We start from the raw sequence: 13,042 nt of genomic DNA on the forward strand, positions 1-13,042 counted from the left end.
ATAACATGGGCTTATTTAGCATGTTTAAAAGAAATGATATGAGTGCAGAAATTAAAGAATATTTACAAAAAGATGCTGTAATTTTAGATGTTAGAACTTTAGAAGAATGGAATGAAGGACATATAGAATCTTCTAAACACATTGTTTTAAATTTAATTCCGTTAGAAATAGAGCAAATAAAATCTTGGAACAAACCTGTAATTGCAGTTTGTAGAAGTGGAGGTAGAAGTGGGCAAGCAGCTCAGTTTTTAGCTCAAAATGGTGTTGATGTCATCAATGGAGGTCCTTGGCAAAATGTGGCAAAAGAGCTATAATTATTTATTTACCAAATCCTTTTCTTCTACGCTTACGTAATTTCATGTAAATTATGTAAGTGTGTTTTATTTTTCTAATTATTGCAAAAATGCCACCGAGCATTGCACCTACAAATGCTCCCATAGTTAAAGCATCTAAGTTTTGGCCTGTAATTATACGCTTTAAATAAAAGGTAATTATACCAATAATTATAAGTACAAAAAATACTTGTAATTTAGATTTAGATAAATGCGCGTAAACGCCGCCTAAACCACCAGTAATTATTGCAGTAGCAGTAATTTTAGTTAAAAATAATTCTATTAATTCGGTTGTAGTTGGTTGTATAATTGCAGAAACAAAAATACCAACCAATGCACCAGAAATTAAACCTATAAAAATTTTTCTAATCATACTTTAGCAATAAGTTTTACTAGATTTAAAGGTACAAAATATTAATGTACTAAATTAAGTTTCTTTTCTGAGCTTTTAAAACAGCTTCTACTTTGCTGTGTACTTGTAGTTTCTTATAGATATTTTCGATGTGTTTTCTTACTGTGGCTGGAGAAATAATTAAATTGTCTGCTATTAAATTATAATTTAATCCTTTACTAAGTTGCACCAAAATTTCTATTTCTCTTTTAGATAATTTATAATTATTGTTAGAAATATTTTTAGTTTCCGGTAAATTTGTATTTCTTAATAAATTTAAGGTTTTTAAAGCAATACTTGGTGTCATTGGTGCGCCACCTTTAATTACCTCTACAATACTTTTGTATAAGGTTTCTGGGTTTGTTTCTTTTAATAAGTAGCCGTTTGCACCCGATTTTATAGCTTTAAAAATGTAATTATCATCATCTAAAACGGTTAACATAATTATTTTAATGTGCGGATATTTGTTTTTAATTAATTCAGTGGCTTTTATACCATCCATTACTGGCATTTGAATATCCATTAAAATAACATCAATATTGTGGTTTTCTTCTAACTTACCAATTAATTCAGCACCATTTTTAGCATCAAATTTTACAATAATTTCATCAAAAAAAGATAGTTTTTCTTTAATTGCTTTTAATAGAAAGTAATTGTCTTCTGCAATAGAGATTTTTAAGCCCATTTAGTTATTATTTATAAAATTGCTGGTAATTAGAATTTTTATTTCTGTACCTTTTTCTTTTTTAGAGATTATCTGAACCTTACCGTTGATTTCACTTATTCTTTTTTCTATATTAGATAAACCGTTACCTAAATTAACAGTTTTTATATCGAAACCTATTCCGTTATCAATTATAGAAATCTCAAAAGTATTTTGTTTTTTATTGAGATTAATTTCAATTTTAGATGCGTTTGCATATTTTATAGTGTTGTTAATAGCTTCTTGTATAACTCTAAACAAATTCATGCCTTCTAAAGAAGTAAAAGTTTCACTTTTATTGATATTAAAATCAACCAAAAACTCTATGTTTTGAGTGGCAATTTTAGCTTTTTCTATAAATGATAAAATTCTGGCATGTAAGTCTTCTGCAGTAATTTCACTTTTATTCATTGCCCAAATAGTATCTCTTAATTGATGAATAGTATCTCCTGTAAAAGAACTAATAGTTGATAATTTATCTTTTAATTTTTGATTTGCATCTTTAGATATGTATTTTAAATTATCTATTGATGAAATAATAAATGTTAGTTGAGAGCCAATATTGTCGTGCAAATCTCTAGAGATTCTTAAACGCTGTTCTTGTAACCTATTTTGTGTTTTTATTTTAGAAAGTGCATCTTTTAAATCTATTTCTTTTTGTAACTGTTTCTTTTTTAATTCATCTCTTTGGTAAACAGAGAAAAAGATAATTGCTAAAATTAACAAAGCAGATGCCAAAAGAATGGCATATAGATTTCTATTTTTGATAGTAAGTTGTTGTTCAATAATTTTTTTTTCTTTGTTAGAAGTATCAAATTTAATTTGTAACTCATTAATCTTATTAATTTTAGAAACATTATTGATCGAATCTTTCATTTTAGAAAATTCTTTAAAATATTTTAAAGAATTTCTATAATCATTTAAAGAATCATAAGACTTGTAAAGTAATTCTAAAGCATATTTTTTAAGAGGAAAATAATTGTTGTTTTTTGATAGTATTAAAGCTTTTTTATAGTCTGTTATTGCTTTTTGAAACTCTTTTTTATGATAAAATAAATCACCATAGTACAAGTAAGAATCAGTAATGCCATAAAAGTCTTTTCTTTTTTTTCTGATATGAAATGCAGAATCTAAATATTTTTTAGCATTTGTATATTCACTTTGTTTTAAGTAGATATTCGCAATGTTCGAATAAGCAAAGGGTATACCTATTTGATCATTAATTGATTTAGCCAATTTTAAAGACTTGTTATGGAAATATAAAGCACTATCTTTTTCATTATTTAATAATTTTAATGTTCCGTAATTATTGTAGCCTTCTACTAGATTTTTTGCTTTAGGATTATTAACTTCCAAAGTTAAAATGCCTTTATTCATGTATTCTAAAGCTTTAATTATGTCTATATATTTCAATCTCCAACCAAGTTCTATGTAAGAAAAAGCATAATTGTCTATATCATTATTATTTTCAAATATTTTGGCTGCTTTTATTGTATTTTCTATAGATAACTCATAACTAGAAGTATAATGATAGGCTAATGATTGTAAGCGATAAGATTTGGCAATTAAAGAATCATTTTTAATTAATACAGCTATATCTGTTGCTTTTTTAGATAATTTTAAAAGTTTTTTAGGATTTAATACGGCTTGTTCAAAATTTAAACTAAAAACTAATTCTAAAAATTTTTCGTTTGAAATCTTATTTTCTAATTGTAAAATGCTGTCTAATTTGTGTTGACAAAAAGTAATATTGTAACTAAAGAATATTAATAGAATGTAAAACTTTTGCATTTATGTATTATTTTAAGACTTCAGATATAGAAAAGCTAATATTTAATAATTGTACCTTAATTGTATTTAACTTAATCTGAGTATTGTTTTTTACTTTTATTAATGAAGGTTTTACTTTTTCTAAATCTTCTGAAATTATCTTTTCTTTTTCAATTTCTAAAAATAAATAATTTAATTGACTTGTATGTAATGCTTTAGCTGCTATAATGTATTTGTATAACACCAATATCAAGAAAACTATTAGTGTAATATTTATGAGCAGTAAGAGTTTAGTAATAATTATCATACATGGTTTTTTTTAATTTAAAAAAAGGAGATGACTGCAGTTTTAAAAACTACAGCCATCTGTAACCCTAAAATACAATTGTTTATATTTTGTATGAGTTACGGGAGGATTCTCCTAATTATTAATTTTTTTAAAAAAAAAATTAATTGTTTAATTGTTTAATTGTGAGTTTATTACAATGGTTGTGTAAACACGTTGTAATTTATTTATAGTTTTTTAACACTTCATTTAGATGATAAAAGATAAATTCTTTACCTGCCATGTAAAATCCTTCAGAAAATTTATTTGAATCCACATTAATTATGTTTACGTTTTTACTTGTTTTGTCTTCTGCTATTGCAAAGTTCTTAAAAGATGTAATCCTATCAGTATCTTGTCTTTGGTATGCAACTATTTTTTCTTTTTTCATTACTCCGCTTATTTCTAAATCGTTTTTTAGTATTCCAGAATAAAAACTTAAAGCACTTCCTCCAATATTATTTTTTCCTTGAGTAAAATCTACTCTACTATTTACACGATCTGTTGTTTTACTACCCACTGAAAATAGGCCTTTATTTTTTTTAATATTAGTAATAGCAGTAGCATTTATTAATCTATAGTTTACATTAATTTTTACCTTGGCAGCGTTTCCTTTTAACCAGTCTTTAGCACCATCTTCTGTAAAAAGAAAGTATAACTCAATATCACTTACCAATGCATTATCTAATTCTTTAGAGATTGTAGAAGAAATATTTGCGTTTACTCTTAATTTCTTAAATAGTTTATTTTTAAATTTACTTTGTTCTTTGTAGTAATAGCTATAATTTTCAGGAACTATTTTAACAACACCAGGAATTTCAGATTCTTTTACAAACGGACCTTCTGCTTTTGTCCATCCATCATAGCTACTAGTTTTTCCAGCAACTTCAGATGAGATAACCTCAAAACCATTATTTTTTAATTCTGTTAAATAATCATTATAAAGCTGGTTTACTTTTCGTTGAACTAGTTTTTTATCTAAAGTACCCAAACCAACTGCAGCAACAGCTTTTGCATCACCCACTACTTTTCCCTTTCTATAATCTTTACTTCCTACTTTTTTATCTTGTGCATCTTTATAAACTTGTATGTTCACGTTAAAATTTGCTATATATATTTTTTTAGGATTTTTTCTAAGATTTTTTAATCCGTAGGTATAGTTTTTCGGTTTAAAATTTTGTAATTCTTGAGCAGTAAAAGTAAAGCTAAGGCAAATTGCGATTGATAAAAGAATAATTTTTTTCATTTCATAATATTTTAAAGTTACGTAGCAAAACTCATAAAAAGGCTTAGTTTTTACAATACGGCAAATGACGTATTTCTAAAATTTGAAATTATAACAACCTTTGTATCAACTAATTTTAAAAATATTATTATGAAAGTAATTACTAAAAGTGTATTGATTTTTTCTGTGTTAATTTGTCTATGTTCATGCGAATCTTTGTTTGACGATGGAGAAGATGATTTTTCTTGTGATAAAAATGCTACTGTTATATTAAATGGAGATGAAAAATGTGCGCATGCAAAATCTCAAATAAAAGCAGGTCGATTACAAATAGGTTTTGGTTATGCTACAGGTGCTGTAGATTTATTAATTAATGAAGAAAATCTTAAAGAGAACGTTACTTATTCTTACGCAAACGGAGAAGTAACTGTTTGGTTTAACAATTTAAACAAAGTAAAGTCTGGCCTCTTTATGATAACTAAATTAGATGAAGAAAATAGAAAAATGTCTGGCCATTTTGATTTTAATGCCGAAAGCAATAATAATAGTCAGGCGTTTGATTATACTATAAGTGCTAGATTTACAGATGTAAGCTATTAAAGTTTCTGTAAAGGTAGGGTAAATTAAGTTTAAGTTGTTTTACTAATAGATAATAGAAATTATGTATTAGAATTTATAAATTTTTAAATTATGAAAACAATCAAATTAATAGCAACAATTACCGCTTTTTTTACCTTCGGATTATTGAATGCTCAAGAACAAAAAGAGGAGTCATCAGAAAATAAAGAATTGTCTAAAACGGCTTACTATCAAAAAAGAGCTAAAGAAGATGCCAAATTCGAACAACAATATGAGGCTAAATCTAAAAAAGAGGAAAAAAAATTCTGGAAAGAACAAAAAGCCTACGAAAAAGAGTTAAAGAAAAAAGACAAAGAAGCATACGAAGCCTATATGCAAGGTAAAAGAGATGCTTATGCAGAACATCACAATCATTGCGATTTACATTGTCATCATGGTTATTATTACCACAATCACACAAGATATTATTACAGTTACGAGTATAGAAGTCAACCTAGATATAGAACACGAACAAGTGTAAGAGTTGGTGTGCCAAGAGTAAGAATTGGATTATTTTAATTAATTAAAAGCTTATCGAGAATATTTTTCGGTAAGCTTTTTTAAAATTTAATAAAAGGAAACTTTGAAGATAGCTGCTTCATTTTTAGTTGCAGATTTTTTAAAAATTTTTGATGTTGTTCAGAAGCTTCATTAAAAGGTCTGTGTGCAATTCCTCGCTGAATTGTTTCAACAACTTTCATAACGGGTTCGGTGTCTTCCGAAAACCAAGTTGCTGTAAATTTATTCCAAATATGATTTATTGCCATATTGTTGGGATGAATCATATCTTCATTGTAAAAACGATAATCTCTCAATTCATCTACTACAATTTCAAAAGATGGAAAATAATGTGAATTCATTTCAGAATTTACAGTAGCATGTACCGCACTAATTAAATGAGCTTTACTTCTGTTATTTTCGATAAAACCATCTTTTAAATGCCTAACAGGAGAAACTGTAAAAATGATGTTAGCCTTCTTGTTAATTGAACTTATAAGAGCAGTTATATTCTTTAAAGTTGAAGTTATTTCATCAATAGAAAGCAAATCTTTAGAGAACTTTTTCTGCGGAATTTTATGACAATTTGCTACAATACAATCATTTTCTAGATAACGATACACCCAAGAAGTGCCTAGTGTCATAATAATGTGAGATGCGTTTTCTAAATAAGTTTTAGTGTTTTCTAAAGCTGAATTTAAATTGTGTAGTAGTGTGTTTTTATCCGCAGCACTTAAACTAGAGTGTGCATCTAAACAATGCCATCTTTCGTTGTTAAAAACCAAATCTTTTTCGATATAATATTCACTTTTGATAGCTCTAGAAATTAAATTCTCTATTGCCTTCGGATGAAATAAAATACCAAATGGATTTTGATGTGTTTGAAACTTATAGAAAGCAAGCTTATTACCAATGTTTTCTGAAAAACAAGAACCAATTAAAAGGGTTTTAGAATAATAAGAAATAAGATTATTCTCTTCTCTTTTAATTGGTATTTGCGTCTGAAAAATCATTTATACTAAATAATCTTTTGCTTTGTCTAATGCTTTCGGAATTCCACCAGGATTTTTACCACCAGCAGTTGCAAAAAAGTTTTGGCCACCACCGCCACCTTGAATTAATTTACCTAATTCTCTAACAACTTTACCAGCATCGTAACCACGTTCTTTTGCTAATTCTTTAGAAATATAACACGTTAACATTGCTTTGTCTTTAGAAGGAGCAGTTGCAAACAATAAAAATAAATTATCTGCTTCTTTACCTAAGCTAAAAGCTAAGTTTTTAATGCCGTTAGCATCTAAATCTACTTTAGTAGCTAAAAATTGCACTCCGTTAATCTCTTTAAGATTATTCTTAATTTCTCCGGATAAATTTTGTGCTTTTTCTTTTAGAAGTTGCTCTATTTGTTTTTGTAGCGACGCATTATCTTCTTGCAATTTTAAAACTGCTTTTACAGGTTCTTTAGCGTTGTTAAGTAAATCTTTAATTTCGAATAATGTTCTATTGTTTTCGAAATAGAAATCCTTTACAGCATCATTTGTTATGGCTTCTATTCTTCTTATTCCAGAGGCAACAGCACCTTCAGATTTAATTTTGAAATGCCAAATGTCTCCTGTGTTTTTTACGTGTGTACCACCACATAATTCTACAGATTTACCAAATTTAATTGCTCTAACAGTATCGCCATATTTTTCTCCAAATAAAGCCATTGCACCATCATCTAAAGCTTGTTGCATTGGTATATTTCTTTTTTCTACTAAAGGTAGTTTTCCAGAAATTCGAGCATTCACAAAGTCTTCTACATCACGTAACTCATCCGCAGTTAATTTAGAGAAGTGAGAAAAATCGAAACGTAAATATTTTGAATGTACAGCAGAGCCTTTTTGCTCTACATGAGTTCCTAATACTTCTCTTAATGCTTGATGCAATAAATGTGTTGCCGTATGATTACATTCTGTTCTGTAACGTTGTTTTTTATCTACAACAGCTTTAAAACTCTCGTTTAAATGCTTTGGTAAATTCTTGGTAAAATGTATAATTAAGTTGTTTTCTTTTTTAGTATCTAAAATATAAACTACATCACCGTGAGTATCTTCTAAATAACCTTTGTCGCCAACTTGTCCACCACCTTCAGGGTAAAAAGGTGTTAAATTAAAGGCTAATTGAAACATTTCGCCGTTTTTCTTCGAAGTTACTTTTCTATACTTGGTAATTTTTACATCAGCCTCTAAATAATCGTAACCAATAAATTCTTCTTCTTTGTCATCAATTAAAACTACCCAATCTTCTGTAGAGCTTTCACTTGCAGCTCTAGATCTATTTTTTTGTTTTTGAAGTTCTTCTTTAAAGCCGTTTTCATCTAAAGTATATCCTTTTTCAGATAAAATTAAAGCTGTTAAATCAATAGGAAAACCAAAAGTATCATACAATTCGAATACTTTTTCTCCAGAAATTTCTTTGGTTTTAGAAGCATCGATAATTCCGTCTAATAAAAGCAATCCTTTGTCTAGAGTTTTTAAGAAAGAAGCTTCTTCTTCTCTAATTACATTTTCTATGAGTTGTTTTTGGGCTTTAATCTCCGGAAAAGCTTCTCCCATTTTATTGCTTAAAACTTCTACAAGTCTATAAATAAAAGGGTCTTTTTTGTTCAAAAATGTAAATCCGTACCTAATAGCTCTTCTTAGAATTCTACGAATAACGTAACCTGCACCTGTATTACTTGGTAATTGTCCATCGGCAATAGAAAAAGCAACTGCTCTAACATGATCTGAAATTACACGTGTTGCAATGTCTTGTTTTTCGTTTTTGCCGTAAGATGTATTTGTAATGGTACCAATTTCGCTAATAATTGGTTTAAACACATCTGTATCGTAATTAGATTGTACGTTTTGTAAAACCATACATAAACGTTCAAACCCCATACCAGTGTCTATATGTTTGTTTGGTAATTCTTCTAAAGTTCCGTTTGCTTTTCTATTGAACTGCATAAAAACTAAGTTCCAGATTTCTACAACATGCGGATGATCTTCATTAATTAAAGTTCTACCATCAACTTTTGCTTTCTCTTCTGCAGAACGAATATCTACATGAATCTCAGAGCAAGGTCCGCAAGGTCCTTGTTCTCCCATTTCCCAGAAGTTATCTTTTTTATTTCCTTTTAAAATTCTGTCTTCATCAATATACTGTTTCCAGATATCATAAGCTTCTGTATCTAATTTTAAATTGTCTTTATCATCAGAGCCTTCAAAAACGGTAACGTATAAAATGTCTTTGTCAATTTTATAAACTTCGGTTAACAATTCCCAAGCCCAAGCGATAGCATCTTTCTTAAAATAATCTCCAAAAGACCAATTACCCAACATTTCAAATAATGTATGATGGTAGGTATCGTAACCAACTTCTTCTAAATCGTTGTGCTTACCAGAAACACGCAAGCATTTTTGCGAATCTGTAATTCTGTTGTTTTTTGGAGTTCCATTACCTAGAAAAAATTCTTTAAAAGGTGCCATTCCAGAATTTACAAACATTAATGTTGGGTCGTCTTTGGTAACCATTGGTGCAGACGGCACAATAAGGTGAGATTTTTCCTTAAAAAAGTTTAAAAATGTAGCACGAATATCTTGAGATTTCATAAAGAAAGAAGTTTCTAGATTGTTTATAATATGTTAATATATCTATAAAACAACTGTTTTAAAAAGCAGTTGTAAAACATTTTGTAAATTAGCGAGTTCTTAAAAATGAAATTTTCACTAAAATCAAATTTAAGAAAACAAAAATAGTACATTTACAATTATGGCAAAAGTAAAATATTATTACGATGCAGATACACTTTCTTACAGAAAAATTGCTGTTAAGAAAAGTGATTACTACAAGAAAACAATTTTTGTTTTTTTGGCTATTTTATTAAACGGATTTATTGGATTTATAGTTTTTAGCCAATTTATTATGTCGCCTAATGAAAGAGCGTTAAACAGAGAAAATGAAAATTTACAGTTAAATTTAGATTTATTATCGAAAAGAGTAGAAGAAAGTTCTGCAATTTTAGCACAGTTGCAAGAAAGAGACAACAATATTTACAGAGTTTATTTTGAAGCAAACCCAATACCAGAAGAGCAAAGAAAAGCAGGTTTTGGTGGTGTTAACAGATACAAAAGTCTACAAGGTTATGACAACTCTAAACTAATAACAGATTTAACTAAAAATGTAGATATTTTATCGAAGCAACTTGTGGTGCAATCTAAATCCTTAGACGAAATTGTTGTTTTAGCAAAAGAAAAAGAGAAAATGCTGGCAGCTATACCAGCAATTTTACCTGTAAAGTTAGTAGATTTAACAAGAATGGCGTCTGGTTATAAATGGAGAATGCATCCTATTTTAAAGATTCGTAAATTTCATAAAGGTATGGATTTTACCGCACCAGTTGGTACACCTATATACGCTTCTGGTAACGGTAAAGTTATTAGAGCAGAAAGAAGTGCTACTTTTGGTAAAGTTATTTACATAGATCATGGTTATGGTTATAAAACCATTTATGCTCACATGAGTAAAATGAAAGCAAGAAAAGGACAAAAAGTAAAGCGTGGCGATTTAATTGGTTATGTTGGTAATACAGGTAGATCTGTTTCTGCTCACTTGCATTACGAAGTTCATAAGAATGATAGAGCTGTAAATCCTATTAATTTTTACTACGGAGATTTAACGCCAGAAGAGTTTGCTGCAATGCAAAAAGCGGCAGAAGAAGAAGGACAATCTTACGATTAAAATCGCTATAAAATGCATATAGATTTACCAGAAAAGCGTTACTACAAAATAGGTGAAGTTGCCAAAGCATTTGATGTAAATACGTCTTTAATTCGTTTTTGGGAAAAAGAATTCGATATTATTAAACCAAAAAAAAACGCAAAAGGTAACCGACTTTTTACTGCGGATGATATTCGTAATTTTAAACTAATTTTTAATTTAGTAAAAGAAAGAGGATTTACTTTAGAGGGTGCAAAACAAAAATTAAAGAAGAATCCAGATTCTACAATTCACAATCACGAAATTATTAGCAGATTAGAATGTGTAAAAGCAGAATTGATTAAAATTAAAAATCAGTTGTAACACTTTTAAATTTTACGTGTCTAACAATTAGATAAAGTAAATAACTACTTTATATTCTTAAGAATATTAGGTAAATTTGTGAAAATCGATTAAAAATCAACTAAAAAACTTTAAAAACAGAAATTATGAAAAAATGGTTAGTACCAGTAATTGTTATATTAGTAATAGTATTTGGTGTTTATAAATGGGCTGTAGGTTTTAATAATACGGCAATAGAATTAAATGAAAGTGTTTCAGAATCTTGGGCAAACGTAGAAACGTCTTATCAAAGAAGAAACGATTTAATTGGTAACTTAGTAAATACTGTGCAAGGTGCAGCAGATTATGAAAGAGGTACATTGGTAGAAGTAATAGAAGCAAGAGCAAAAGCAACTTCTGTAAATATCGATCCTTCTAACATAACCCCAGAGCAATTGGCACAATTTAATAAAGTACAAGGAGGTTTAAGTGGTGCTTTAAAAAGTTTATTGGTAACAGTAGAGAGATATCCAGAGTTAAAAGCAAACGAGAACTTTTTAAAGTTACAAGATGAATTGGCAAGTACAGAAAACCAAATTTTAACTGCAAGAACTCGTTTTAATGAGAAAATAAAACCTTATAACAATCACGTTAAGAAATTTCCTAATTCAATTTTAGCAGGTTGGTTTAATTTTGAAGGGAAACCATATTTTCAAGCAGAAGCAGGCGCAGAAAAACCAGTTAAAGTAGATTTTAGTAAAAAATAAAAGATGTCTAAAGTAGAAGAATTTCTTACACCAGCAGAAGAAAAAGAAATTATTTCTGCAATTAGAACAGCAGAGACAAATACTTCTGGCGAAATACGTGTTCATATCGAAGCAACTTCAGATAAAGAACATTACAAAAGAGCGTTAGAAGTGTTTCATCTCTTAAAAATGGATAATACTAAAGATGCCAATGCTGTATTAATTTATGTAGCTGTTAAAGATCATAAATTTGTTATTTATGGTGATAAAGGCATTAATGATGTTGTGCCTAAAAACTTTTGGGATACTACAAAAGATGTAATTCAAAATCAATTTGTAAAAGGAAACTTTAAGCAAGGTCTTATAGATGGTATTTTAAAAGCTGGGTTAGAATTAAAAACTCATTTTCCTTGGCAAACTGATGATATTAATGAATTATCCAATGAAATTTCTAAATAATCAATTTCTTGAAAGCAATTAAAAGCATAAGTTTTCTTCTTTTATTTTTTCTAACTCAAATTTCATTTGGGCAATTTACCATACCCGAAATTCCGAAAGAACAAACAAGTGTTTACGATTATGTAAACTTATTAACTGCAAGCCAAAAAACAAATTTAGAAAACAAATTAGTTCGTTATTCAGATTCTACATCAACACAAATTGTTGTAATTGTAATAGAATCAACAAATAATGAAAGTATCGGTATTCTTGCTCCTAAATGGGCTCAGAAATGGGGGATTGGTCAAGAAAAAGAAGACAACGGAATATTAATTTTACTTGCTGAAAAAGACAAAAAAATCTGGATTGCACCTGGTTATGGTATCGAGCCAATTTTAACAGCAGGTATTGTTGGTGAGATTACAAGAAATGTAATAATACCAGAGTTTAAAAGAGGAAATTTTTACGAAGGTTTAGACAAGGGCTCTGATACTATTTTTCAGTTATTAAACGGAGAATACAAAGGAACTCGTAAAAACAAATCGAAAGGTTTTGATCCAGGAATTATTTTCTTTATTCTAATCATTATCATTTTTTTTATTATAATTTCAAGAGGTAATAAAAATAATAGAGGTGGTGGCAACAGGCATAGAAGAGGTTCTTTAGCCGATACAATTTTTGATACTATAATTTTAAGTAACGCCGGTAGAGGTGGCGGAAGCTTTGGTGGCGGTTTTGGCGGTTCTTCTGGAGGCGGAAGTTTCGGCGGAGGTGGCTTTGGCGGAGGTTTTGGTGGTGGCGGCTTTAGCGGTGGTGGAGCAGGAGGAAGTTGGTAACCAACTATTACAGACCTTCTTTGAAGATTTAGTTTAAACATAAATAGAACACTTAATATTTTATTTTAAAATTTTAAGTGTTTTATTCTTTTCAATAAT

General features: G+C 28.8%; 15 protein-coding genes. 8 read left to right on the plus strand and 7 right to left on the minus strand.

The window, feature by feature from the left end; genetic code table 11:
* The first annotated feature begins 5 nt into the window (after nt 1-5).
* On the plus strand, nt 6-314 hold the full coding sequence (locus tag ACYPV9_RS03510; RefSeq protein ID WP_299061906.1) for a rhodanese-like domain-containing protein: 309 nt from the start codon (nt 6-8) through the stop codon (nt 312-314).
* Between the two features lie 4 nt (nt 315-318).
* Here ACYPV9_RS03510 and ACYPV9_RS03515 read toward each other — a convergent pair whose 3' ends face one another.
* The 5 genes from ACYPV9_RS03515 to ACYPV9_RS03535 all read right to left on the minus strand — a co-directional run bounded on the left by ACYPV9_RS03515 (nt 319) and on the right by ACYPV9_RS03535 (nt 4,767).
* A complete protein-coding gene (locus tag ACYPV9_RS03515) occupies nt 319-705 on the minus strand; it encodes a hypothetical protein (RefSeq protein ID WP_299061903.1) in 387 nt (128 codons plus the stop codon).
* A gap of 49 nt (nt 706-754) precedes the next feature.
* The gene (locus ACYPV9_RS03520; RefSeq protein WP_299061900.1) at nt 755-1,408 is read right to left on the minus strand and encodes a response regulator transcription factor; all 654 of its coding nucleotides are present in this window, start codon (nt 1,406-1,408) and stop codon (nt 755-757) included.
* A complete protein-coding gene (locus ACYPV9_RS03525) occupies nt 1,409-3,217 on the minus strand; it encodes a tetratricopeptide repeat-containing sensor histidine kinase (protein WP_459741610.1) in 1,809 nt (602 codons plus the stop codon).
* A 7-nt stretch (nt 3,218-3,224) separates the two neighbouring features.
* The gene (locus ACYPV9_RS03530; protein ID WP_299061894.1) at nt 3,225-3,503 is read right to left on the minus strand and encodes a hypothetical protein; all 279 of its coding nucleotides are present in this window, start codon (nt 3,501-3,503) and stop codon (nt 3,225-3,227) included.
* Nucleotides 3,504-3,705: 202 nt separating this feature from the next.
* Nucleotides 3,706-4,767 carry a hypothetical protein gene (locus tag ACYPV9_RS03535; RefSeq protein WP_459741612.1) on the minus strand — a complete coding sequence of 354 codons (1,062 nt, stop codon included), beginning with the start codon at nt 4,765-4,767 and terminating at the stop codon, nt 3,706-3,708.
* Nucleotides 4,768-4,896: 129 nt separating this feature from the next.
* Here ACYPV9_RS03535 and ACYPV9_RS03540 point away from each other — a divergent pair, with 129 nt between their 5' ends.
* Nucleotides 4,897-5,346, plus strand: a complete 450-nt coding sequence (locus ACYPV9_RS03540; protein ID WP_459741614.1) for a hypothetical protein — start codon at nt 4,897-4,899, stop codon at nt 5,344-5,346.
* A 90-nt stretch (nt 5,347-5,436) separates the two neighbouring features.
* On the plus strand, nt 5,437-5,883 hold the full coding sequence (locus ACYPV9_RS03545) for a hypothetical protein (protein WP_459741616.1): 447 nt from the start codon (nt 5,437-5,439) through the stop codon (nt 5,881-5,883).
* A gap of 41 nt (nt 5,884-5,924) precedes the next feature.
* Here ACYPV9_RS03545 and ACYPV9_RS03550 read toward each other — a convergent pair whose 3' ends face one another.
* A complete protein-coding gene (locus ACYPV9_RS03550; protein WP_459741618.1) occupies nt 5,925-6,875 on the minus strand; it encodes a GSCFA domain-containing protein in 951 nt (316 codons plus the stop codon).
* Nucleotides 6,876-9,494, minus strand: a complete 2,619-nt coding sequence (gene alaS / locus ACYPV9_RS03555) for an alanine--tRNA ligase (protein ID WP_299061881.1) — start codon at nt 9,492-9,494, stop codon at nt 6,876-6,878.
* A gap of 160 nt (nt 9,495-9,654) precedes the next feature.
* Here alaS and ACYPV9_RS03560 point away from each other — a divergent pair, with 160 nt between their 5' ends.
* From ACYPV9_RS03560 to ACYPV9_RS03580, 5 genes are all read left to right on the plus strand, one after another.
* Nucleotides 9,655-10,623: a M23 family metallopeptidase gene (locus ACYPV9_RS03560; RefSeq protein ID WP_299061878.1), complete on the plus strand. Its 969-nt coding sequence runs from the start codon at nt 9,655-9,657 to the stop codon at nt 10,621-10,623.
* 12 nt (nt 10,624-10,635) lie between these two features.
* The gene (locus ACYPV9_RS03565; RefSeq protein WP_459741620.1) at nt 10,636-10,965 is read left to right on the plus strand and encodes a MerR family transcriptional regulator; all 330 of its coding nucleotides are present in this window, start codon (nt 10,636-10,638) and stop codon (nt 10,963-10,965) included.
* Between the two features lie 125 nt (nt 10,966-11,090).
* Nucleotides 11,091-11,690, plus strand: coding sequence for a LemA family protein (locus ACYPV9_RS03570; RefSeq protein WP_299061874.1), 600 nt, complete (start codon nt 11,091-11,093; stop codon nt 11,688-11,690).
* Nucleotides 11,691-11,693: 3 nt separating this feature from the next.
* On the plus strand, nt 11,694-12,128 hold the full coding sequence (locus tag ACYPV9_RS03575) for a TPM domain-containing protein (protein ID WP_459741623.1): 435 nt from the start codon (nt 11,694-11,696) through the stop codon (nt 12,126-12,128).
* Between the two features lie 17 nt (nt 12,129-12,145).
* Nucleotides 12,146-12,943, plus strand: coding sequence for a TPM domain-containing protein (locus ACYPV9_RS03580; protein WP_459741664.1), 798 nt, complete (start codon nt 12,146-12,148; stop codon nt 12,941-12,943).
* Nucleotides 12,944-13,042 lie beyond the last annotated feature (99 nt).

The organism is Polaribacter sp. OB-PA-B3 (assembly GCF_054589375.1).